Below are 24,875 nucleotides of genomic sequence, written 5' to 3'. Positions count from 1 at the left end.
TACTTCTCTTACATATATGTTTTTGGAATACATTCTCGAAGTAGAACGAAACCTCTTTTTGGCTCTGAACGGAGTACAGCATCCTTTGTTGGACGGCTTCTTCTATTTGATCTCGGCCAAATGGACTTGGGTGGTAATGTCCATTGTGTTTCTGTTCTTCCTTTTTTATAAGAAACCGACGAAGGAAGCCCTCTTCATCGTAGGAGCAGTCTTGTTGAGCGTACTCATCTGCGACCAACTCTCCTCTTCTTTTTTCAAGCCTTTCTTTGCAAGATTCCGCCCTTCGCACCACCCTGATTTTATCGACTATGTGAAGACGGTCTACGGCTATCGGGGAGGGAAATTCGGATTTATCTCAGGGCATACGACGAACTATATATCGCTGGCAGTGCTGACGAGCCGCATTTTTCGGAATAAATTCTACACGTGGACGATTTGGGGCGTCGTCGCACTCGTCATCTATAGCCGTATTTATATCGGAGTACACTTCATTACCGATATTATCCCGGGTATCGCTGTCGGACTTATCGTCGGGCACTTCGTCTATAGAGTCTATCTCTATGCCCGTTCCCGTCGGTTGGGAGCCTCATGCCCTGCCCACCCCTCGGCAGTCTATGCCGGCGATTCCATTCGGCTTTGGACCCTTAGCCTTATCGGCTTTGTCTTTGCCATGCTGTGTATGTCTCGCCAGCTGATGGAGATACTGCAGTACTACGTCTTCCTGCACTTCTGAGGGGATTCCTCGGTATCAATCTTCGAGCAGGAGCTGTAGTTCGTCCGTGGTGATGTCCTGATGAATCTCTCCGCGGTAGGCAAACGAAATCCGCCCTCTCTCTTCGCTGATAATGATGATCTTGGCATCCGTCTCCTGCGAGAGGCCGAGAGCCGATCGGTGCCGCAATCCCAAATCCTTGTTCAGATCCGTATTGTATGCAACCGGCAAGATACAGCCGGCTGCAATGATGCTATTGTCCGCAATGACCATGGCACCGTCGTGCAGCGGACTGTTCTTGAAGAAAATATTTTCGATCAGTCGGGCATTTACTTCTGCCCGGAACACCTCGCCCGTATGGGCAAACGGAGTGAGGTCTATTCCCTGCTGGATGGCGATGAGAGCACCGGTCTTCTTGCGAGCCATGTTCATACAGGCAAGCATCAGGGGGGCTATGATGCGGCGTTCGTCCTGCAAGTCCTGCTCGCGCCTTTCCTTATTGAGAAGGCGCCTGAGCGAACGCCATCGGCGTGTGGAGCCTATCGCCGTGAGCATTTTGCGCAGCTCTCCCTGAAAAAGAATGACCAGCACGAAGAACCCCAAGCTGACGAACTGATTGAGGATGGCTCCCATCAGACGCAGCTGGAATATCTGCGATACGATGATCCAGATGACGAAGAAGGTGAGAATCCCCGAGAAAAGGGCCTTGCTGCCCGAGTGCTTGAAAGTGGTATAGATGGCATAGATGAATAAAGCCACGAGCAGAATGTCTATTATATCCTTGATGGTAAACTGGAGAAACATGAGATTGAGATGTTTTTTTGTGAGTGGTAAGAATTTCTGTTTCCGAGAAAGGGAGTGCTCCTATTTGACAATGCCGAGTTTGTCCGCTATGCGGCATACTTCCACCGCTTCTCGTACGTCGTGCACCCGAAGGATGTCCGCCCCATGCATGACGCTGTACATATTGAGCGCCGTGGTACCGTTGAGCGCCTCCTCCGGAGTGGTGCCGAATAGCTTGTAGATCATACTCTTGCGCGAAATCCCGACCAGAATGGGAAGCTCCAGCTCGCTGAAAGCCTCCTCCTGCCGCGACAGCAATTCGTAATTCTGCTCCAGCGTCTTGCTGAAGCCATAACCCGGATCGAGGATGATGTCGTGCAAACCCAATTCGCGCAGCTCCCCGACACGCTCCACGAAGTAATCCAGTATATCCACCGCAATGTCCTCGTAGTCGGTGAGGCTCTGCATCGTAGCCGGTGTACCCCGCATATGCATCAGTATATAGGGCACTTGCAAAGCCGCCACCGTGCGGAACATGTCGCCGTCGAGCTGTCCGCCGGAAATGTCGTTCACGATAGCCACCCCGTACTCTTGTACGCACATCTTGGCCACATCGGCACGGAACGTATCCACCGATACCGGCACGTCCGAAAACTCATCCCGCAATACTTTCAATGCCGGGCGCAGCCGCTCCATCTCCTCCCGTGCCGATATGTGGTCGGCATTGGGGCGCGACGAATAGGCACCGACGTCGATCAGGGCCCCTCCTTCTTCCACGATTTCGCGAGCCCGACTCCGCACACCGTCCGCGCTCGAGAGGCGGCTACCGGAGTAAAAAGAATCGGGGGTGATATTCATAATACCCATTACGACGGGCTTTTCCAGACTGAAAAGCCTGCCGCCGAGGTTGAGAGTCTTCCGTTTCATCTGCTTAATGCTTTCTTTTTGACACCCCCAAAAGTAGCCAATTCGCTCCATACCGAGGTCGTACAATGTTCATACCCAAAGGCTGTGGCTTCCGGTCTCAAGAGCAATGGGCAGATGATTATCCCCTCCCCGCAGTGCGGATGAGGGAGGCTATCGATTCGTTCAACTCGCGATAGTCTTCGGAAAGGCTTTCGATCGGAATGGGCATCCGATAACGCCAGTAGTGGTCGGAAATCTCCGGCTTGTTGATCTGCTCGGCCTCGGGTGTGACGGCTCCTTGCAAGTCTTCGGAGAGTGCCAGCCAGTCGGCCAGCGGGAGAATAGCCAGCATGGATGAGGAGCGGAGGTGCTGCCCAAGGATTCGGCGAGCCGTCTCCGGCGTACATGCCTGCGGGGCACTGCCTTTCTCTCCGAGGATCATCGAATAGTAGTGCCGGCGCAGCGGTTCGTTTTCCTGCCACCAAAGGCGTAGGGGGGCCATATCGTGCGTGGACGTGGTACATACCGAGCAATAGGGCTGCCGACTCATATCGGCAAAGTCCTGTCCCGGCTCTTTGGATATTCTTTCCAAAATGAGGGATAGCAGCTGCAACTGTTCCATTACGACGGGCACCGCAGGTGGTATCATCCCCAGATCCTCCACACAGACGAGCATATCCGTCGAGGAAAGCAGCGGTATCAGCCGTGATAGTGCCTCTTGCTTCCACAGTTCATCGTTCCGCTTGTAGAAGTAGTCGTCCGACAGACGCTGCCAGGCTTTCTTTTCTTCCAAGCTCAGATGGGCATAGCGAAGGGATCTTTCGAAATGGATGCGTGGGTGAAAGGCTGCCGGCTTATCGAAGTCGATAACGAAGCATACTTCCGTGGCTACACGCATCAAACCCCTGATCGTGTCCTCTCCTCCGACAACGGCTGCAGGGTCTAACGCCGCTATATCGGTCTGATAGAAATTCTTCGTCGTCAGCGTATAATAATCCGAATCGAATGGGCGAAGGTGTCGACAGCACACTTCGCTTGCATAGCGTCCGAAAATCGGCTTGAGGTCATCCGTATGAATGAGCGGAAGGGAGCAGAATCGGGCATCAAACGGGAAGCCGTACTCCTTTATCTCCTTTTCGGTCATGGCTATAGCCGGATTAAAATGTCCCAGCAAGCCCGAAATATGCTTGACAGGGATTTCCCATATTCGGAAAAAGCCCAATATATGGTCTATGCGAAAAGCCTTGAAGTAGTCGGACATGCTCTCGAAACGCTTGCGCCACCAGGCAAAGCCGTTTTGGCTCATTACGTCCCATCGGTAGATGGGGAAACCCCAGTTTTGTCCATTCTCGGAGAACTGATCCGGAGGAGATCCGGCTGCATGTTCCGTATCGAACAGGGACGGCTCCATCCACACCTCCACACTGTTGGGGCTGACTCCGATCGGTATGTCACCTTTGAGTAGGATCCCTTTCTCTTCGGCATAGGCCGATACGGCATGCAGCTGCTCGTGGAGTAAAAACTGTACGAAGCGGTAGTAATTAGTCTCCGTTTTCAGTTCGGGAGATACCGCCATTCGTTCGATTCGGTTTTTTTTCCACGTATATTCAGGCCACAGGTGGAGCGGCAGTCCCTCGTACTTATCACGCAGATGGCAGAAAGCTGCATATGGATCCAACCAATCGGCCGCTGCTGATACGAATTGGCGGAAAGCTTTCTTGCGCATCACATTCGCCCCCTCCTGTCGATACAAGGCATGCAGAAATTCCTCCTTCAGAGCCAACACGGCCGGATAATCCGTTTGCTCGAGCACCCTCAGTGCTTCGGCCTGCTTCTCCATTTTTGCCATCAGAGCACTATCCTTCAGTCGTGGTAGCGCATCCAAATCGGCATAGATAGGATGGATGGCAATGACGGATACTATATTATACGGATAGGAGTCGCGATAAGAGCGTGTGTAAGTGGTGTCGTTGATGGGCAGGAGCTGTATGATGCGTTGGCCGGTCATTGCCGCCCAATCCACCATACGGCGGAGTGCGCCGAAGTCTCCTATGCCCCAATCCTTGCGGCTACGCAGTCCGAACAGTGGGATGACGGTGCCGGCATAGCGTGGCATATAGTCACCCTCGCGGAAACAGAGACCGGCCAAATAGACGGCACCGTAGGCATCCGTTTCTTCGAATCGGTAAGATCTGTTTTCGCCCTCTTCCCAACGGATGTCGGAGCAGTCGTCTTGTCCGGCGATGAAAAACTTATATTCCAAAAGTGGGGGCAATTCGTCCTTCTCCAGCGTGATAGACCATTCGCCCTTTCCCAAATGGTGCATGGCACGGGCTTGCTGCACAGACCAGTTGCCAAGAGCAGGGCTATTGCCCGTCATATAAATCTTTTGGTCAGGGTGAACGCATGGAGCATATAGCTGCATGACGACTTTGACGCCCTCTTTCGTTGGTTTCGGGGCGCGTTCCAGCTTCTCCTCATGGCGGAAGAAAACATCGTAAAAAGCAGAACTGAAAAAAGGTGCATTTTTCGGTCGATCGATCCAGTAATCGTCCATCAACACTCGTTTATAACCATGATCCAACACCAGATGGTGCATGCGCTTCCATTCCTTGCGAACGGAGTGTCCGTCAGCATCCCGTACCAGATAGTAGTACTGTATATCCTTGCGGCGGCCGTCTATGATCACACGTCCCACCCATCTGTCCTCGCCCGTGGCTGTCAGCTCCAAGGCAAGTGCTTCGTCCCAATTTCCCAATTCGGCCGAAGAACCCGATATACAGAGGCGTTGCCCCCAATCGGCTCGATACTTGATCGAAAAAACTATCTCCATCGTTCTTACGAATATCTCATTCCGTTATGGCCGATCGGTCAGCCACTTTATCTCCTCATAGGCGTAGGTGGCAAAGCTACCCAGCCAATGATCGCCACCGTAATTGCTGTTGAATATCTGCTTCATGCCCTCTTCGTAATGCAGCTTGGCTGCTTGTCGCAGCCGTTTGCCCATGCTGTCGTTCGTCGGCAGAGTCCTCGCTATGGCTCCCATACACCATGCCCGAGAGAAAGAAAGTCCCACCAAGTGGACTATGTGATAATCGTTCAGATCCGATACGATGGGAGGCGTACACAGGCGTTCCAATCCCTCGGCCGTAAAAAAATGCTTGAGCCATTGCCGATAAGTATCGGCAGGCATGACTCGTCTCATCAGATCCGCTTCCTGCAAGGAGGGAGAGAAGAAGTCCGTGGCGTTAGGTTCCCATTCGGCCGGTATGGCTCGGTCATTAGCAAAGACGTCCAACGCTTTTTGGCGTAGTACTTCCTGAAACCTACTGTCACCCACAGCTACAGCCCAGTCGTAGGCAAAGGCCATACCGAAAGCCGAGTTGGAGTGCGTGCCGATTCGATCGGCGTAGGTCATCTTGGGAAGATAAGCTTTCCATCGGGCTACGATGGTTTGTGAGAGGGGAGCCATATGCCGATGCCATTCGGCTGCGCGGCTTGCCAAGTGCTGAGGCATGGCTGGATCCTGAGACATCCGAAGCAACTCCTCGTCCAGCTTCAAAAGCCAAGCCCAACCGTAAGTGCGCTCGAACGTCGCCCCTCCGGGTCTGTCGAAATAGGCGGCCTCCGCTGCAAGCTTCTCAGCCGTAAATGAATGGTCCAGAGCTGCAACGATGCTATCCCGAAGGGCTATATCGGGTACAATTCGCAGCGTATGTACCAGCATCCAATGGCTGTGTACGCTGCTGTGCCAGTCGAACGATCCGTAGAACACTGGATGCAACTGAGAGGGCGTCAGTCGGGCATCGGCTTCGTCATTGATCACCTGCCCCGTCTTATTGGGGTATTCCGTGGTAATACTCTTGAGTGGCATACGTACGAGCCGCACCAGCGTGCTCGCATCTTGTGCCAATAGCAGATAAGCAGAAAACAAAAGGAAGGTAATGGCAGCAATTCTTCTCATAATTTTAGAGGGATAAGCGTACAAATTTAAGATTTTGACCTGATGAAAACCAGGAAACGGATTTATTTCGTCTGCTTAAAGTCTGCGTGGGGTCCACCGTTTTTCCGATGTGGGCATCGGCGCCAAGAAATGATATTGAATGTACCCATAGAAAAAAGGTGTGTCGAAGCACTCGCATGCTCCGACACACCCTGTACGTCCCCGCTGAGGGAGGATAAGCTGTTTTTTTAGTAAGACAACTTCACGGAGTGATTGCCCACCTTAACGACGAAAGTTCCGCCCTGGCCCAAATCCGCTACGATAGACTTGTTGCCGGAGTTGTTGCTATAAACCAAACGGCCGTTGAGGTCGTAGATGCTTACGGCTTCGCCATGAACATTGTCGATATGGATATTGTCCTCTACGACTTTCACCATAGCCTTAGCCATGCTCACGGAAGGAGTCAGGCTCGTGGGAGAAGGACTGATGCCGAAAGATTCGAGCTGACTGTAAGCAGATATTTTATAGCCTTGGTATTGTACACCTTGGCCTCCATGCTTCACGGCAGCCACCTGGTGGAACATTTCGTTATTGAATACCTGCTGGGGCACAATCACATCAACAGATTGGCCATCCACATATCTCTTGAAGAGGAACGGATCCATCAGACTCTCGCCGGCTTTATACTGCTGAGAGATCTTGAGGTCGTCTACGTAGAGGTTCTCCGGTGCATACACAGCGTATATACCGATTACCGAACGCGCCGTTCCCTTCGTCAGAGAAACGTTGAATACCTTCCACTGATCCACCAGTCCATCCGATTCTTTCAGATATACCAGCTCGGACTGAACATAGTCGCCGAGAGTCTCATCATATTGGAAGAGAGCGATCGCAGCACGCGTATAACCTTGTACCTCATTGCCCTGACCATCGTCACCGACGTATTTCGTAGCATAGAGCTTCACGCTCAGGTCTATCTTGCCACCATTTTTGGAAAGATCCAACTCCGGTGAAATCAGACCTGCATCTTTCTTATTGAAAATGTACTGCCATGCATCCAAGCAGATATAGTCCGTGTAAGGAGCATAGTTGGTTCCTTTCCAACCGGCCTGTACCAGATCGCCCAGGTAGACTTCATCGTACGTATAGGTAGAGGGATTTTCGATCGTCCAGCCGGTCAGTTCTCCGGTAGGAGTCTTGATGCCATCGAAGTTTTCGTTGGTAACAAAGAATACGCCATCAGCGGCAGCCGTGCGCTTGAAGCGAGCGAAATAATTGTAGCGTTCGGCCGAAGGTACGGCGTTCCATGAAGCAGTATAGGTTACCTCTTCTGCGGAAGCAGCGAGATTGTTCACCGGATTCATCTTAGGTGCTTCAAGGTCGAACACTTCCATGGGTTTGGATACGATGGAGGTGTGAGTTCCCTTGCGAGAACGAACCTGATAGTAATAGGTTTTGCCCGATTCGGCGTTCGTTACGTTGAAGGTAGTATCATTCACAGCCTGTCCTTGCAACAAATATTCGGGATCCATCCCGTTGCCACCGGAGAAAACATCCAACAGATAGCCCTCGGCTCCTGCTACCTTGTTCCAGTTGGCATTGAAGCTGGTACCCTTGTAATTGCTGTGGGGCAATGCTTTGGGTGTGCCCACATGCTGGTCGATCTGGTAAACCTCCAAGTTGTCGATATAGACGGGATGATCGTTGACTACGATATTGAATATCGAGTACGAACCTGCCCCGTAGAAGATCACCTCATAAGTCTGCCAGTCCGGAGTAACGGGAGGCAAGATATAAGCACCGAGGATGTCCCATGTAGGGCTCATATTGAACGTTTCGGCCGCTTCTATCATGATCTGATTGGCGATATCATCTGCCGTACGGGCATCGAAGCGTACAAGAACGATGTTCTGATAGCCGGAAGCATTGAGCATGGGGGTATTCAAGTGGGAGAAATTCTCTCCATCTGCATTGAGGCAGACGGTGCCACCGGCCTGCCACACATTAGCAGCACCCCAACCTTCTTGGTGGGTGTAGCCGGGCTTGAAGTTGATCCAAGGATATTCACATTCGCCGGGGAAAGCATAGGTCAGTACCGTATTCAGATCCGGTGCTCCTATAGAACCGGCGGTAAAGCCGGCAAAGTCTTCTTTCAAAATGCTAACCTCTGTGCCATAATCGTTCGCTTTTTTTTGCTTTCTCGGCATAACCGATACCTGTACTTTGCCTTGGCTGAAGCTTGGCTTCTGAGGAGTGGCCACCTTGACCTTTCCGGCAGTCTGCGATGCTGCCGAAATAGTTCTGCCTGTCAGCTGGGCCGATGTCTCTGTGGCAGCAAATAATGACAATGCCGCCATGAGCGCAAATGATGTAACTTTCTTAGACATAAGTTTTTTTCTATATCCGGATTTTCGTGACTACGATCCCGCTTCGGTGTGGCAAAACCCGTGAAAATCAACATTGAAGCGGTCTTAGGGCACCAAAAATAGCCAAAATCGTCAATATATAAGACGCCTGTTCGATGCTTATACTCAAAGTAAGAACCAAGAGGAACACCGTCTTATTGACACCTCCGGGATTTCTGCTCTGTCAGTGGTTGCAATCCGGCTTGGATAGATGGTTTTTCAATATCCGGTGTTCATTCCGCCGATATTATTTTAGGCTCGGGATTTTCTTTGTGTATGGCACCCAAAAACGTGGTTCGCGAAAATTTTTGTATTGGCGCGGGAAGTAAAAATTTTACGCGCCGGAACGAAAAAAATCTCGCGCGCTTTTTCTCGCTTTTACGGACGGCAATTTCATCATTTTCGGCTCCAAAAATCCGAGACCGATCCTGTCGAATCGCCTCAAAAAGTAGCATGAATTGCATGCAATGGAACTCGGAAATCCGATTCGGCAGCCGTAGCCGATGGATAATTGAGTAGAATTGGCAGGTAAGAGGCTTGCACAATTGAAAGATATGTGTACCTTTGCACCGCTGCTCGCAGGAGCATCCATTTATGATGGTGGGCGTAGTTCAGTGGTAGAGCAACGGATTGTGGTTCCGTCTGTCGTGGGTTCGAGTCCCATCGTCCACCCCAATCATTCCGAGAGACCGTTTCAATATCGCATTGGAGCGGTCTCGTTTTTATTTACATGGCTCAGTCTCTCACATGGACTTACCCTTTTTGCTTTTATCTTTGTGGGACTGGCGGTAATCAAATTATAGTCTGTGAGCGAACGTGTTGCATGCCGGTAGCGTTCGTATCGCCCTACACCAAGAGCTATAATTTAACTTTCTCGCAATGAAGACGAAGATGAAAATTCAGTACAAATCGCTGATCTTCTTTTTCCTGACGGCAATGATGCTCACGCTTTTCGCCCCACAGGAACTGAAGTTCAAATACCAGTTCTATCGTGGCAAACCATGGCAATATGAACTGCTCACGGCTCCTTATGATTTCCTGATATACAAGCCTCAAGTGATACTCGATGCCGAGCGCGACAGTCTGCGCAATACCATCAAGCCGTATTTTACGATGGACGATACGATCGGGGCGAAGATGCAACTGGCTTGGCGCAGCGACTATGACAAAAATCACAAGGGCAGATTGTCGCCCATGTACGACCAGTACGTAGTGGGCTTCCTGCGCAATATATACAGACAGGGCCTCATCAGCAATGAAGATAGCAAAGCTCTCCATGACGATGACGTGATGGAGATCAATCTCTTACAAGCCAATCGAAACTCGAATCGCGAGCCCCTTACGCGTTTCTACACGCTCAAGGAGGCTTATGAGATGTTCGTGGAAGAGGCTCCGTCCGAGTTGGATCGGGAAGTTCTTCGCGGACTGAACCTGACCAACTACTTGCGAGTGAATCTCACCGAAAGCCCCGAAATGCACAGACAGGTGGTACAGGAAGAGCTACAGAATCTATCGGTATCGACCGGAATGATACAGGCCGGCGAACGTATAATCGGTACAGGCGAGATTGTAGACACCTATACTTATAATGTCCTTCAGTCGTTCAAGAAGACCTATGAAGAGCGTTCGGGAGGTACGACCCTCAGATTTACACGCAATCTCGGCATCTTTCTGATTATCTTCTTCCTGCTGCTGGCTCTTTGGACTTATATGCTCTCGTTCCGCCCTGCCTTTTTCGATCGGCTGCACAATTCCTTCTTTGTGCTCTCACTGATTTTGGTGATCAATTTGATTACGGAACTGGCTATCAGCTTCGGATGGTTCAATATCTATATCATTCCTTTTATCATTCTGCCCATTTTGGTACGTACGTTTCATGATTCGCGCACGGCATTTTTTGCCCATGTGATCAATGTCCTGATCGTTGCCATGTTCGTACCGGACATTTACGAGTTTATCCTCTTGCAAGTACTGGCCGGTATCGTATCGGTGACCAGTATGCGCCGTCTGACATCACGCCTGCAGTTGGTTCGGACGACCTTTTTGGTTTTCCTCACTTATTCCATCGTACAGCTTTCGTTCTCACTGATGCAGGACGGTCGGGTGGAGATGGAAGACGGGCTGAACATTCTCTATTTCGGTGTGAATCTGATCTTCCTCATGTTCAGCTACCTGCTCGTCTATCTGATGGAGCGTGCTTTCGGCTACGTTTCCAATATCAGTTTGGTAGAGCTGAGCGACGTCAATACGCCACTGCTCAGTCAGCTCTCGGAGGTGGCACCGGGCACCTTTCAGCATTCGATCCAAGTGTCCATCCTCGCTACGGAGGCAGCCACCAAGATCGGAGCAGACGTGCAGCTTGTACGCACCGGTGCTCTCTATCATGATATAGGAAAAATGAAGAACCCATCCTATTTCACAGAGAATCAGGGGGCAGAGAATCCGCACTCCAAATTGCCTTTCGATGAGAGTGCTCGCATTATCATTCGTCATGTGACCGACGGTATTGCCTTGGCGCAGAAACACCGCCTGCCGGACTCCGTTATCGACTTTATCCGGACGCATCACGGACGGGGCAAGACCAAATACTTCTATAATTCCTACTGCAATCAGTACCCCGACAAAGAGGTGGATCCGGAGTCGTTCACCTATCCTGGGCCGAATCCATTCAGCAAGGAGACCGGTATACTGATGATGGCAGATGCCATCGAAGCATCGAGTCGAAGCCTCAGCCGCCATACCGAAGAAGGTATCAAGCAGCTTATCGACAAGATAGTCGATGGCATCTTACAGGACGGTTTACTCGTGGATACACCTCTTACATTCAAGGATATTCGTATCTGCAAGGAAGTTTTCTTCGAGAAGATCAAGATCATGTACCATTCACGCATCACCTATCCGGAGTTGAAGAAGAAAGCTCCGGAAGGTGAGAGCACCACCGAAGAGACACAAGGGGCCGTCTGATCGTTTCAGGTGCTTTGCTATCGGTGGCAATAAGAAGATGAGGTAAGATGCACGCTCCGATTTTTATCGTTGGCTATATGGGTTCCGGCAAGAGTACGGTAGGGCGCAAGATGGCCGATCTGCTCGGCTGGCGTTTTATTGATACGGATTTCTTCATCGAGAACCGATTTCGCAAGTGCGTGGCGGATATATTCCGTGACGAGGGCGAGGCGGTTTTTCGCAGGCGCGAGCGTGTCGTCATCGAGGAACTATCGGGGATGGAGGATACCATTATTGCCACAGGGGGCGGATTGTCCTGTCATTCGGACAATATGGAGCTGATGAACGAAGCCGGCCTGACGCTGTATTTGGAAGTTTCGGACGAGGTTCTTGCCGTTCGTCTGGAGTTATGCAAGCGGACAAGGCCGAAGGTGAAAGACAAGACCGGCGAAGAACTGCTCTCCCACATCCGTGAAGAAATGGCTTTCCGAGGCGATATATATCGCCGTGCAAAGGTGATTGTAAATGCAGAGAAGCTGGTGGACGAAGAGGATGAGAGGCGACTTGTCACTCGTATTGTCGCCGATTTGCGCGCCAAAGGATACCTACCGCAAGCAATACAGCCATAATACATAGTGCGACCGGCAAGGAAGGCTGCCAGGCGTATTCCACGTTCGGCGACACAGCAGCTGCCGCAGTGACCAATCTCTCCGCCCCATCGGCACAAATACCGACTACTCGAGACAGCAACACCAAAGGGAATCCGACAGCTGCCAATACCATATAGATAAGGCTAAGGGGAATCAGAAAAACGACCAGCAGGGTAAGCGGAAGATTGGCCCAAAGGAAAATAATGCCGATATGTCCGAAATAATGAGCCGCCAACGGCAGGGTGAAAGCCTGTGCTGCGAGGCATAGTGCCATGGTATCACGACACAGACGGAGAAGAGGCTGCCGCACATCGGGGAGCAAGGACGCCAGCGGTCTGAAGAAGATCAGGATAGAAGCTACCGCAGCATAGCTGAGCACAAATCCTACATCATAGAAAGAGAGTGGATCGACCACGAGTGTGATACAAGCTGCCGCAGCCCAGATATTCAATCCATCCGTCGGTCTGCCCAAGCATTTGCCGACTATATATAAGGTAGCCATCAGCATGGCTCGGACTACGGGAGCACCCAGCCCGCAAACGAATGCGTATATCCATCCCCCTGCAAGCGGAAGCAACCACTCTGCCCGACGCCATCGCTGCGGTATCGGCAGAATGCGCATAAGAAAACCGAGGGCAGCCAATACGATACCCACGTGAAAACCACTCACCGCAAGGATATGTGCCACGCCTGCCGCGACGAACTTGCGGCGAACGTCGGGAGCTTCGCCCTCACGCCCCAGACACATGGTCTCGAGCATCGCACGCTGCGATTCGGACAGTAGCCAAGGGGAAAGTTCGTACAACGTAGCCGCCAAGCGATCCGACAAATCCAAAGCCTTTTGTCTGAGAGAGAACGGCCGTTCGGCTGCCGGCAAGATTTCTACATCTCCGGTCTTGGCATGCAGACTGCCGGACAGTCCCTTGCCGGCCATATACCGCCCCATCGCAGGAGCTTGCTGCTCCCATTCTTCGGCCGATCGGGCATAGAATTTCCTGAGCTTGAGCATATCGCCACGAACGATCGGCTCGTATTCTCCTTCGTGTCGGATGTACAGGATATAAGATGAGGAGGAGGCTTCGGACAGTTGCACTTGCATCCGCAGCTTGCCTTCGCATGGCTCCGGATTCCCGATGACCCGAAAGGTGTCGGACGAAGACAGCTTGTAGCGTGAAGACGCTGTCAGCCGCTCTCGTGTCAGCTGTGTAGAGAAAGCTCCCGCAGCAACGAGAAGCAAGCCGATCGGGGCGAAACGAAGAGCTGCAATAGTCCTTTTTCCAACAGCCGGACGGAAAAAGAAACTGAGGATATAAAGAAAAAATCCTGTCGTCAGCGCACCAAGCGCAACGACAGGAGAGCGAAAGTATTCCGTCAGGCCTATGCCTATCGACAGGAAAAGCAATACCCACAGAAACGGTCCGGGGCAAAAGTACGGCTTCGGGCAGACCGGCATACCAACAGCCTAACGGCTATAACTCTTCAGCAGACTGATGGCCTCTTCCGGCTTCTCTGCTCCGAACACATAGCTGCCGGCCACGAGCGAATCGGCTCCTGCTTCGATCAGGCGTTTTCCCGTGGTGGCATTGACACCGCCGTCGATCTGAATAATCGTATCCAGACCTTGGCTATCGATCATTCGGCGCAGGCGTTGCGTCTTGTCTATCGTCCTTTCGATGAATTTCTGTCCTCCGAATCCGGGGTTTACGCTCATCAGAAGCACCATATCGGCCTCTTCCAGCACGTCGGTCAGCACCTCCACGGGAGTATGCGGATTGAGCGTGACGCCCGATTTCATGCCGGCCTTGCGAATCGCCGCCAGTGAGCGATGCAGGTGCGGACTGGCTTCATAGTGGACGTTCATCATATAAACGCCCAGTTCGGCGAGCCTGTCCACGAACTTCATCGGCTCCACGATCATCAGGTGAACATCGAGCGGCTTCTTACAAATCAGTCGGATAGCCTCGAGAATGGGAAAACCGAACGAAAGATTGGGGACGAATACGCCATCCATGACGTCGATATGCAGCCAGTCGGCCTCGCTGCGATTGATCATTTCGACATCGTCGGCCAGATGCAGGAAGTCGGCCGACAGCAAAGATGGAGATACGATAGGTTGCATAAGATAGTATCGGGTTTATTTTTTGTTGATTCGATACTCACAAAGTTATGCCTTTCTTTGCGATCACGTACAGATTCAAACGGGCTTCCTGTAATTTCTGTAATTCCCAAGCCCTGGGTTTTTATCTGCGAAATCATTGTGGATTGAATTATTTTTCTACCTTTGCGCCGTATTCGAAAAGACAATTGCCCGGATGGCGGAATTGGTAGACGCGTTGGTCTCAAACACCAATGAATGCAAATTCGTGCCGGTTCGATCCCGGCTCCGGGCACTTCCCGTCTAACTCTCTTTCCCTAAATGATGAATCCGATCAGTATCATCAATAAGTACTACACAGAGGGAACCGACCAATATCATATCTTAGTAGAGCATAGTCGCGACGTGGCGGCCATGGCTCTTCGTGTCGTCGATAGCCATCCCGAACTTCAAGTGGATCGTCTCTTCGTCGAAGAGGCTGCCATGCTGCATGATATTGGCATATTCTTGACCGATGCCGAGAGCATTGCCTGTTTTGGGAAAGAACCTTATATCCTACATGGATATCTGGGTGCCAATATTCTGCGCAAAGAGGGTTATCCGCATCATGCTCTGGTTTGCGAACGCCATACGGGGTCAGGATTGACGCCGGAGGATATTGCTGCCAGACAGATTGCTCTCCCGGCAGGTATTTATATTCCTCATAGTATCGAGGAGAAAATTGTTTGTTATGCAGATAAGTTTTTCTCCAAAACGAAACTCCACCGTGTGAAGAAACTTGAAGCAGTCAGACGCAGTATGCTCTCCTATGGGGCTGACAGTCTGCGCCGTTTCGATGAGATGCACGCCATATTCAAGATTCCGGTAGAATAATAGTCCGGAGTAAACCGTGGAGCCGCTCGATATAATCGGACGATGTATTCCCCTTCTGTATACAAACGGTATTGTTAGATAGTATAACAGCTTCATAATCAATCGATCGATGACAGACAAATTGCCTTTCGCTCTTTATTCGCGCTGCGTCAAAGCCGGCAAACGCTTCTACTACATTGATGCCAAACGCGATTCCAAAGGAAATGACTATCTGGTGATAACCGAAAGCAACAGTGCCGAAGAAGGTGCTGCAATGACGCGGCATAAGGTTTTCCTGTATCGTGAAGATTTTGCCAAATTCACAGAAGCCTTTTTGGACGTGCTAAAGTCTTTCGAAGAGAAGAGTGAGGTGCCCGGATGCGAACAAGCCATTGGCTTGCCCGATATGGAGCAGAGACTTTCCTATATGGCTACAGAGGTGGAGGGCTTGGCGGAGTCCTCCGATTCTATTTTGGGAGGAGATGAGCCGCTGAAAATAGATTTCGATTTTTGACCTTTTCCTATTCTCACCTCTCTCTGTGCGGATATAAAACAAAAAAGCACCTCTCCTCCCGGAGAAGTGCTTTTTTTCGGTATTTCTATGAAGTCCTACCGACTGCGATCGATTTATCACTTTTATAATGGTTACATCATTAAGACCAAATGGCTTTGGTTAAACAAATGTGTTACTATTACATTGGCAAAGGTATAGTCAGCCATGTATCTCCGCAATACCGATTAATAAGTAAAATTATTCTATACGCTACCTAACCATATGGCTAAATGGATATAAGCTCCAAGATCTTGCCAATGTGTACTAAAAAGAGTTGAGGCTCGCAGCCGTTAATCCGGCTTTGGATTCCTACTTACATACATCACTTAGGCCATACTGCTTTGGGCGAATACAAGAAGTCTGAGTATATCCATCGCAAGAGGTAGAAATGGCTATGCCTTATAAAAGCAAATCCATCAGCAAAGCGGGATGCCTCGCTGATGGATAAGAAAGTATTACTGTCCTAAGGACTATAAGCCCTTTTCCTGATGGGGCGTATTACGCTGCGGAAGCAGTGGCTTGTCTCACTTGATGCGTTTTAGCCGCGGGGCTCGCGATGTTCACGATCGCCTCCACGAGGCTCGAAATTGCGACCTCCCTCGCGTCCGCCTTCGCGACGCTCACGTCGCTCTCTCGGCTGAGGCTCCACGTAGCCTTCCGGTTTTTCCAATAGTACCTTGCGGCTGAGTTTGAATTTGCCGGTCTTCGGATCTATGTCGAGCAGCTTCACGTCGATGGATTCGCCTTCCTTCAGGTTGGTGTCCTCGATGGTCTCGAATCGTTTCCAATCCACTTCCGAGATGTGCAGGAGTCCTTCCTTACCGGGGAGGAATTCGACGAAGCAGCCATAGGGCATCACACTTGTGATCTTGCCCGGATAGGTTTCTCCAACTTCCGGCATAGCCACAATACCCTTGATCATGCCGATCGCGGCATCGATGCAGGACTTGTTCGTACCGCTGATTTCGATAACGCCCATGCCATCCACTTCTTCGATGTTCACCGTGGCGCCGCTCTTCTCTTGTATACCTTGAATGATCTTTCCGCCCGGGCCTATCACGGCTCCGATAAACTCCTTGCCGATGCGCATCTTCTCGATACGTGGGGCGTGGGGCTTGAGGTCGTCTCTCGTCTCGGGTTGAGCTTCCATAATCTTACCGAGGATGTGTAGGCGTCCTTGCTTCGCTTGCTCCAGAGCATTCTCCAAAATCTCGTAGCTGAGACCGTCTACCTTGATGTCCATTTGCGTGGCCGTGATACCGTCTTTCGTACCCGTTACCTTGAAGTCCATATCGCCGAGGTGGTCTTCGTCGCCGAGTATATCCGAGAGGATGGCGTAGTTCTTACCCTGATTTTCGGAGATCAAGCCCATGGCAATACCGGATACGGGTTTGCGGATCTGTACGCCGGCATCGCGCAGAGCCAAAGTTCCCGCGCAGACAGTAGCCATTGAGGATGAACCATTGGATTCTAATATATCGCTGATCACGCGTACCACGTAAGGGTAATCTGCCGGTATCATGCGCTTGAGGGCACGGTGAGCCAAATTGCCATGACCGATCTCGCGGCGGCCTACACCACGCTGGGGGCGAGCTTCACCGGTGGAGAAAGGAGGGAAGTTGTAGTGCAGCAGGAAGCGTTCCTTCGTATAGTTGAGTACGTCGTCCACGAGCTTTTCGTCGCTCTTTGTTCCGAGAGTAACGGTCGTGAGGGACTGCGTCTCACCACGAGTGAAAATAGCTGAACCATGCGGGCCGGGCAGGCAATCTGTTTCGATCCATATGGGACGGATCTCTGTGGTCTTGCGTCCGTCCAGACGTTTGCCTTCGTCAAGGATGGCACGACGCATTGCTTCCTTTTCTACATCATGGTAGTAGCGAGCTATCATTTCGCCCTTCTCAGTGAGCTCTTCTTCTGTATACTGAGCTTTGAATTCTTCTACGATCTTTTCAAAAGCTTCGCCGCGTTCATGTTTGCCGGTGCCACTGGTCGCCACCTCATAGGCGCGAGCGTAGCATTCGTCGTGTACCTTCTTGCGCAGGTCTTCATCGTTCACTTCGTGGCAGTACTCGCGCTTTTGGAGCTTTCCTACTGCTTCCGACAGTTCGAGCTGTGCCTTGCACTGTACCTTGATGGCTTCGTGTGCTACGCGAATGCCTTCGAGCATTTCGGATTCCTGTACTTCGTCCATTTCACCTTCGACCATCATGATGTTGTCCATCGTGGCTCCGACCATCAGGTCTATGTCGGCGCGCTCAAGCTGCTCGAAAGTGGGATTGATGATAAAACGGCCGTCCACACGCGCTACCCGTACTTCGCTGATAGGGCCGTTGAACGGTATATCGGAGACGGCGAGAGCTGCCGAAGCAGCCAAACCGGCCAAGGCATCGGGCATATCCTCGCCGTCGGCTGAAAAGAGGATCACATTGACGAATACCTCTGCATGATAGTTGTCCGGGAAAAGCGGACGAAGGGCGCGGTCCACAAGGCGGCAAGTCAGGATCTCATAATCCGAAGCCTTGCCTTCACGGCGAGTGAATCCTCCGGGGAAGCGTCCGATGGCGGAGTATTTCTCCTTGTATTCCACCTGAAGAGGCATGAAGTCGCAGCCGGGGTTAGCGTTTTTGGCTGCACAAACTGTAGCGAGCAATACCGTATTGCCCATGGTGACTGTCACGGCACCATCGGCTTGCTTGGCCAATTTGCCGGTTTCGATCTTAATGGAACGGCCGTCCCCCAGATCGATAGTCTTACTTACAACGTTAAGCATAAGTCTTTTTTATTTCTAATCTATAACTCTTTAGTATCGTGGGCAAAAGTACACAAAAGGGACGATAAAATGCAGAATAATAATAAAATAACTCCACTGCACATCCCATCTGCAGTAGCGTTGCATATATACATAGAAAAAGACGCCGACGAAAGTGTTCTCATCGGCGTCAATAGGATTCAAATAATACGTTTTTTCGCGATGCCTCTTGATAGAATGCTCAAGGTCGGTTTCTCAGAGCTGACGAAACCCGTCCTACAAGATGATGTTCTTAGATGTCTGTGTATTATCTGCGAACAAAACAGTGACGAGAACATGGCCCTTCGTCTTTAAGTCGATACAAAATTCTCGGCCCTGTGTTTGACTCGTGGCAAAAAGTATCCGTCCTGCCATATCATAAATATAGACTGCTTCGATCTGTTTTTCTGCCTTGATGCTGATGACCGTTCCTTTGGCGTAGACATTTATGTCATTCGACGAAGGTATAACGTTTTGGCTGTCTGTCGTGTGGCATGATTTGGCAACCGTGCTATAGAAGATAATGGGATACTTCAGCTGGTAATCCTGCACAATATCTCCCTCTATCCTGACGTGTGTTTGGAGGGGGTAGGAGTTGCCGGCTATCATTACTTCGCCATTTTCACTACTGATAAAGTTGCCTTCGTCATCTTTGATTGCGATCTCGAAGCCGCTGTCCTCTTTTACGCAAACAATGGTAGCTGTCACTTCCGGATACGTGAATTGCGGCATAGGAATCTCGGTAATCACTCCCTCGAATGTTCGATTGGGGAGAGTGATGCGTGTGCACATCAGTTCATAGTAGGCATCAAATTCATGGAAACGACCTTCTGTAACGAGCCTATCGCCCAACTTGGCGTATGGACAGAACTCCCTTAATCCCCCATAATAAGCTGTAGGATAATAATAACCTTTTCCCTGATAACTGAATGGTGCTCTAAAGGCTATCGGCTTGTCAAAGGCATTCAGTTGTGCATCGCATACCATCCCCCAGGCCGAGTGATAATCGACTGAGACAGTATCGGGCAACATGACAGGCTCTAAGATGCCGGTCGTTGCGTATCCTCTCGATTGCGATTGCCCCGATAATGCTACTGTACATCCTGCAATCATGAAAAATGAAAGCCAAATCCTTGTCCATTGCGGTAGCTGTATGCCGAGTATTGTTTGTTTCATCTTGTGTTCATTTTTGTTGTGATACTGTTTTGGCACAAATCTGCAGGAATCGAATTTCTCCTGCGCCCACGGCATACTTTTGGGATACGTCCCCCACAATCTTTACATTGGTATTGAGCAAGAAAGGTTTACCTCCTATCGTTACTTCGTTACCATCGTAAGACACAAAGGTGTCGTCTTCTTTGCAAAGGATAAACTCCCTCCCGGCTTCGGTTCGGATACAGGGTACCGATTCCGATACATGAGGTAGCGAGACTTTGGGTTTGGGTATCAAGACGATCGCTCCTTCTATTTCTTGATTCTCAAATGTGATCCGAGTGCAGACAGCATTGTAGGTTGGTATGTTGTAAGTCATTTTCATAAAACGACCTTCTATCGTCACGATGTCGCCCGGGTGTGCATAGTCGCACCATTCATTCAAAGTTGCCTCGCTATTCGCTATGTAATAGGTGGTAGCTATATCTCCCAGGCTGTTGAAACGACTGAAAGAGATAGGTATTTCGAAAGGGAGACCATTCGCATCATGGGTTATTCCCCAAATCTCCGTGCTTACGGGTGGGACCCCTAAGTTCAAACTCACCTTCTCGATTCGTCCTGTAAAATAACTCCGGCTGCCGTTCGTAGCTGTTTGGGCAAAACTGCTGAACGAGGAGAATAGGCAAACCAGTAGTACGAAAACAAATGCTTTTTTCATCATAAACTTATTAGTTAAGAGCCGGAATTATATAAATTCTATATGATTCCGGCTCTGAGTTAATCGTTACTGTTTAACAAAAATCTTGCTGCCTACTTTCTTTCCACCGGCATCCCAAAGAATAACGGTGTAAGAGGAAGCAGGATAACCGGAAACATCTTTCGTGAATGAAGAACATTCTTGTCCGAATACGATTGTCTCCATATTGACACCCTGAGCAGATACGATGCCGATCTTTGCCCCCTGTTGCATTACTTTACTGAAAGTAATGGTTATTAGGTTCGTGGCAGGATTGGGAGATATGGACGCGATCTGGTTTGTCGGAATCACAGAGATATGCGAGTAGTCTTTGAAGCCGCTTTCTTTTGCTGTTACTTCTAAGATATACTCTCCGTTGTTCTGATTGGCATCAAAGACAAGCGTATCTGCAGCAAGCAAGTTCATAGAGCCATCATACCAGTTGTAAGATGCCGGAATAGAGATCTCTTCTGCCATCAAGGTGGGATTCTCATTTTCACTCACAGTAATTGCAGAGCGAACATCAAAACTGTTTTCCTTGTTGATAACAATGGTTTGTCCATCGACGATCTCGTTGGTTGCATTGTCGCGTATCCTTACATGATACACATAGCGATTGTCATTGGTCAGTTTCTTTGTCAAGAAGTTGAAGTGGAGGGTCAGATCTAAACCGGTATTGTCATTGACAGAAATATTTTTTAGTTCTGAATAATTCCGGTTGATCTGAAGGATATCAGAACCACTCCTGTAGCTTGATATACCCATTGCTTCTTCACCGCTTTGCTGCCATGCTTCTTGCAAGCGATCTCCAAGATTTAGCGTAACTTCGGCTTCTGCCGTCGGTGATCCATAAGTCTCTGTCAGCTCTTCCACGAACTCTATACTATAGTTGCTTGTTCCCGGCAAACTATCAAAAGAGATTCGTACACCATATCCACTTACTCCTTGATATGCGGGTGCGATGTTAAGTACTGCTACTCTTTTTCTTGTCAAATTATTGTTGTTCAGAATGTGATCTGCAGTGCTGCCGGGGCTGTTAGGAGTAGAAAATGTTAGTACATCTTCCACAGAATTTATTCTAGCGGACAATGTATAAGTCGGCTTTACGCTTACATCTGATGGTGGGGCTGCAACAACCCACGGGAATTTCAGCACCTTGCTTGAAAATGCCGGTATGGTCCCTATTGGAGTTTGTACAGAGAAAGAATTGTCTCCCCTTGCTGACACTCTGAGTGCAGCGTCAGGAGCGGATGTGTACTTACTATTATTGCGGATGCGGACATAAATGTAGTTAGGTTCTCCATTCGGTTTGTAAATAGGTTGTTGATGTTCATCAAGGACATCGTCATTTTGGTTTCTAACCCAAATGTCGGGGCTATTCCAACTGATTTGGGTAGAAAGGTTGGGCTCAATGCCTATATCCTCAGGATTGTCCTTGATCATCAGATCGTATTTCTGCGGGATAAAAAGCAAAGGGTCTCCGACTATTGTGAGGCCATAGAACCAGCTAACCTCCCAGTTACTATGTTCGGCTCCACAGGTTTGGTGCCACCATTCCTTGAGGGACTCTCCGATGCTCTTTCCTTGGCCCAAATGAGAATTAAAGTTATAGAATCTCAGCATTGATCCTATTTTGGTGCTGCCAACGAGAGACAACGTACCACTCTCATTGCCATAGACGTATGCACCGCCGAGGTAGGGTGTGGTGGTAGAGGGTTGCTCCCAATCGCAGGCAGAACAGCAGAAGAGATTGAAAAAGGTGGAGCGAACATTACGGTTGATAATGGTTTGTGAGCCAATGCCCCCTCCCGTCATGAAGTGCCACGTAGGGCTTGAGTGACATGCCAAAACGGCAAAGTCGTATTTGGTGGTGCTGATTCTTTCGAGATAATCCGTTGATCCAAATTCTGGATCAACGCCACAGCGAACGTAATCCGATTTGAGATCACCCGGAGCAAAAATGTCATGAGCTGCTACAGCTAGATCGCTGTTGAGAGAAGTCCAATCGAAATCAAGGTATGCCAAAGAGTATTTACCATTAAAGCGGTTGGTATTGCTCCAGAATTGATGATTTTTGTCAAAATATTTTCTGAGTTTCGCGTAACCTGTTTCAATGCCCTTAGTCGATATTCTTCCTACAAATATTTCCGGCTCTACGTTTTTTTCCAGCGCAGCGTTTCCGGTGTGATTGTCGAATATGTTGTTGCCGTTTTTGTCTATCCAATCGCCGTTCAAGTCCATATAGTAAAGATCACAAGGCCACGAAGCATAGACACCTGTTTCGAAGTGGAGCCCCTCGTATCTTGCTGTGGGGATATCGCCGATAAAAACGGCCCCCCATAGGTTAGGACTATTCTGTACAAGAAGATCTTTGACATCCATGTGTGATGCATTTTGGACTGTATAAAGAGTTATCTTTTTTTGGGTCACATTATTAATGTCGGTTGCGTATCGGTCGATGTATGATTTAACATTGTCATAAGTGAGTTTATCGACAACTATCATCACATATTCTGCTGTCTGATTCGTTTTCGCTTGCAACTCCAATCTTTTCACCACAGATAGCGGTCCGGACGGAAGTGTTATGGAGGTCACTTGAGGTAAGAGCATATCCCGTTCGAAGTCGGAGCGGATTAGCTCAAACATTTGTCGATAATAAGTATCTGAACCTTCATTCTGCGCTTGTACATAAGGTGACACGAAGAAGCAGAGAGCACTGAATAATAAAATTATTCGCCTCATAGCTGAGTAACATTAAGTTTTTTATTGATAATCGAATTTTGTGTTTCGATCATGATAGTCATAAAGCCGAGCATAGGTGCCCTGAAGGATAGGGTATAAGCGTTTTCGGTCATTCTTTTGCGAAAAACACTTTTCCCCTCAAGATCGTATACGACCACTTGGACTATGGGGCTGTTGCTATCGATCTCTATTTGCCTGCCTTGTTGTTTGACAAAAACCTCATCGTCTCCTGCAACGGGTTTCATGCTGAGCGGGTAGCAATTGGTCGGATAAATATCCAAATAGCAGCGGCCTATGATGTCCCACCGCTGTGAGACATGACCATACACCCGAACAGAAGACCCAAAGGAAGCAGAGACTCCGGCAATAATCGGAGGTTCCATCCCGTCAGTGATGTTTACAACCCCTAATTGATTTGTCAGAAAGACTTTGCGGTTGTTTGAGATTTCTATGCAATCAGAAGCCCCGGGGAGTATCGGAATTGTAAAAGCAGGATTCCCCGTCATGCTCACAACGCCTTCAATGGAAGCATTATAGGAGGTAATTCTTGTCGGAAAAAAACGATAGTACAAAAGATTCCCCATGAATACAGAGCTTCCTTCTACTTCAATGTAATCACCTTCTTGAGCGAATTTGAAAAACTCAGTTATTCCTTGGTTTGACACAAAGCAGGGTTCGTTTGTAAGACGGTTATAGAAAAGCACGGGAGTGAGGTCATCCGTAACGGGAAGTATAAAAAAGAAATCCTCGCTCGCACGAGCCATACCCCATACCTCACGATCTCCATACATAAGCGGTGCTTTCACCTTTTCAAGGATGCCCCTAAAAATACTTGTTCCTGCGGAGAATACTTTTTCATCGACTCTTTCTTGTGCCCAAGAAAAGCTAAACAGGGCGAGCAGCAAGCAGAAAATTATTGTTTTTCTCATTTTCGTATTGTCTTCAAATGAATTTGATTGATTATTTCTCACGGAGGGCGTGGCATGACTTTAGTATTTACAAGTCTGCCGCCACTGTGCTTGGTGGATTATCGTCGTTTTTCATAAGTAAGTGTCTCTACAGTTGATTTTCGGCTACAATGTATAAAATGAAATTAAATTGTGCAAATATTTTCCTCAAAAATTGTGTCATGCAGATTATACCCTGAAGGGCAATAGCCGTTGGTGGGAAAAAAAGATTTGGCTAATTTTGTCTTGCCGAAAAGCATTGCTCCGAACTGTGGATTCCCCGTGTATTGGAAACGAGCAATAAATTGAAAAAGAGAATATTTATAGAAGAAAATGCCACACATCTGTGAATACCAGCTACGCCCCATCACCTGACATCAAGCCCGAATAAGCTCCTGTTCGGGCATTTCGCCTCAGCAACAAACCACGATCCGATCCGAGATTGCACAGAGGAAATTCGTACATCCACTTCAGATCACATGTAGAAGGATAGCATCTTGGCATAGGCCCCACCACATACATATCCGGGCTGCACCCGTCGGAGTTCTACGGAGAACTCGACGGGTGCTTCTTTTATATCAGCTGCTGAAAAGGCTTTTTTGATCCTGCGATTTATATATAAATCATTTACGATTTATATATTTATTAAAAACGATTTATATACAAAA

19 protein-coding genes and 2 tRNA genes are annotated in these 24,875 nt (G+C 49.3%); 8 read left to right on the top strand and 13 right to left on the bottom strand.

Features of this window, described 5'->3' with window-relative positions:
* The first annotated feature begins 16 nt into the window (after positions 1-16).
* Positions 17-733: a lipid A C4-phosphatase gene (gene lpxF, locus F452_RS0105305; protein WP_018965195.1), complete on the top strand. Its 717-nt coding sequence runs from the start codon at positions 17-19 to the stop codon at positions 731-733.
* 15 nt (positions 734-748) lie between these two features.
* Here the strand turns inward: lpxF and cdaA are convergent, their stop codons facing one another.
* The 6 genes from cdaA to F452_RS12720 form a co-directional block, all read right to left on the bottom strand.
* A complete protein-coding gene (gene cdaA, locus F452_RS0105300; protein WP_018965194.1) occupies positions 749-1,516 on the bottom strand; it encodes a diadenylate cyclase CdaA in 768 nt (255 codons plus the stop codon).
* Between the two features lie 60 nt (positions 1,517-1,576).
* Positions 1,577-2,422 (bottom strand): dihydropteroate synthase, encoded by an 846-nt coding sequence (folP, locus tag F452_RS0105295; protein WP_026292218.1) that lies wholly within the window; start codon positions 2,420-2,422, stop codon positions 1,577-1,579.
* Positions 2,423-2,540: 118 nt separating this feature from the next.
* Positions 2,541-5,234, bottom strand: coding sequence for a 4-alpha-glucanotransferase (malQ, locus tag F452_RS0105290; protein WP_018965192.1), 2,694 nt, complete (start codon positions 5,232-5,234; stop codon positions 2,541-2,543).
* Between the two features lie 24 nt (positions 5,235-5,258).
* Positions 5,259-6,365: a DUF2891 domain-containing protein gene (locus F452_RS0105285; RefSeq protein ID WP_018965191.1), complete on the bottom strand. Its 1,107-nt coding sequence runs from the start codon at positions 6,363-6,365 to the stop codon at positions 5,259-5,261.
* 227 nt (positions 6,366-6,592) lie between these two features.
* Complete coding sequence (locus tag F452_RS0105280) at positions 6,593-8,731, bottom strand: fibronectin type III domain-containing protein (RefSeq protein ID WP_026292217.1); 2,139 nt, start codon at positions 8,729-8,731, stop codon at positions 6,593-6,595.
* 270 nt (positions 8,732-9,001) lie between these two features.
* A complete protein-coding gene (locus F452_RS12720; protein WP_152566903.1) occupies positions 9,002-9,106 on the bottom strand; it encodes a DUF1661 domain-containing protein in 105 nt (34 codons plus the stop codon).
* Here F452_RS12720 and F452_RS12305 point away from each other — a divergent pair.
* The 4 genes from F452_RS12305 (at position 9,063) to F452_RS0105260 (ending at position 12,321) form a co-directional block, all read left to right on the top strand.
* Positions 9,063-9,206, top strand: coding sequence for a DUF1661 domain-containing protein (locus F452_RS12305; protein WP_230587216.1), 144 nt, complete (start codon positions 9,063-9,065; stop codon positions 9,204-9,206). The two genes, F452_RS12720 and F452_RS12305, sit on opposite strands and share 44 nt — an antisense overlap.
* Before the next feature lie 143 nt (positions 9,207-9,349).
* A tRNA-His gene (locus F452_RS0105270) sits at positions 9,350-9,424 on the top strand.
* Between the two features lie 204 nt (positions 9,425-9,628).
* Positions 9,629-11,713 carry an HD family phosphohydrolase gene (locus F452_RS0105265; protein ID WP_018965188.1) on the top strand — a complete coding sequence of 695 codons (2,085 nt, stop codon included), beginning with the start codon at positions 9,629-9,631 and terminating at the stop codon, positions 11,711-11,713.
* Between the two features lie 47 nt (positions 11,714-11,760).
* Entirely contained in the window at positions 11,761-12,321 is a 561-nt protein-coding gene (locus F452_RS0105260) for a shikimate kinase (RefSeq protein WP_018965187.1), read from the top strand.
* Here F452_RS0105260 and F452_RS0105255 read toward each other — a convergent pair.
* Together F452_RS0105255 and rpe are read right to left on the bottom strand one after the other, a co-directional pair.
* A complete protein-coding gene (locus F452_RS0105255; protein ID WP_026292216.1) occupies positions 12,260-13,795 on the bottom strand; it encodes a ComEC/Rec2 family competence protein in 1,536 nt (511 codons plus the stop codon). The genes F452_RS0105260 and F452_RS0105255 overlap by 62 nt on opposite strands.
* A 9-nt stretch (positions 13,796-13,804) precedes the next feature.
* A complete protein-coding gene (gene rpe / locus F452_RS0105250) occupies positions 13,805-14,461 on the bottom strand; it encodes a ribulose-phosphate 3-epimerase (RefSeq protein ID WP_018965185.1) in 657 nt (218 codons plus the stop codon).
* A gap of 187 nt (positions 14,462-14,648) precedes the next feature.
* On the opposite strand from rpe, the gene F452_RS0105245 reads away from it, so the two are divergent.
* The 3 genes from F452_RS0105245 to F452_RS0105235 all read left to right on the top strand — a co-directional run bounded on the left by F452_RS0105245 (position 14,649) and on the right by F452_RS0105235 (position 15,803).
* Positions 14,649-14,732, top strand: a tRNA-Leu gene (locus F452_RS0105245).
* A 26-nt stretch (positions 14,733-14,758) separates the two neighbouring features.
* The gene (locus F452_RS0105240) at positions 14,759-15,310 is read left to right on the top strand and encodes an HD domain-containing protein (protein ID WP_018965184.1); all 552 of its coding nucleotides are present in this window, start codon (positions 14,759-14,761) and stop codon (positions 15,308-15,310) included.
* A 109-nt stretch (positions 15,311-15,419) separates the two neighbouring features.
* Positions 15,420-15,803 (top strand): DUF3276 family protein, encoded by a 384-nt coding sequence (locus F452_RS0105235; RefSeq protein WP_018965183.1) that lies wholly within the window; start codon positions 15,420-15,422, stop codon positions 15,801-15,803.
* A gap of 577 nt (positions 15,804-16,380) precedes the next feature.
* Here the strand turns inward: F452_RS0105235 and F452_RS0105230 are convergent.
* From F452_RS0105230 to F452_RS0105210, 5 genes are all read right to left on the bottom strand, one after another.
* Positions 16,381-18,612 (bottom strand): polyribonucleotide nucleotidyltransferase, encoded by a 2,232-nt coding sequence (locus tag F452_RS0105230; protein WP_018965182.1) that lies wholly within the window; start codon positions 18,610-18,612, stop codon positions 16,381-16,383.
* 255 nt (positions 18,613-18,867) lie between these two features.
* Positions 18,868-19,806, bottom strand: coding sequence for a T9SS type A sorting domain-containing protein (locus F452_RS0105225; protein WP_235317491.1), 939 nt, complete (start codon positions 19,804-19,806; stop codon positions 18,868-18,870).
* A gap of 7 nt (positions 19,807-19,813) precedes the next feature.
* Positions 19,814-20,503 (bottom strand): hypothetical protein, encoded by a 690-nt coding sequence (locus F452_RS0105220; RefSeq protein WP_018965180.1) that lies wholly within the window; start codon positions 20,501-20,503, stop codon positions 19,814-19,816.
* 63 nt (positions 20,504-20,566) lie between these two features.
* The gene (locus F452_RS0105215) at positions 20,567-23,260 is read right to left on the bottom strand and encodes a C25 family cysteine peptidase (RefSeq protein WP_018965179.1); all 2,694 of its coding nucleotides are present in this window, start codon (positions 23,258-23,260) and stop codon (positions 20,567-20,569) included.
* Positions 23,257-24,189, bottom strand: a complete 933-nt coding sequence (locus F452_RS0105210; RefSeq protein ID WP_018965178.1) for a hypothetical protein — start codon at positions 24,187-24,189, stop codon at positions 23,257-23,259. Before F452_RS0105210 ends, F452_RS0105215 begins: the two co-directional genes overlap by 4 nt.
* Positions 24,190-24,875 lie beyond the last annotated feature (686 nt).

It is taken from the genome of Porphyromonas gulae DSM 15663 (genome assembly GCF_000378065.1).
GTDB lineage: Bacteria > Bacteroidota > Bacteroidia > Bacteroidales > Porphyromonadaceae > Porphyromonas > Porphyromonas gulae.
This window is presented reverse-complemented; position numbering and strand designations above follow the sequence as displayed.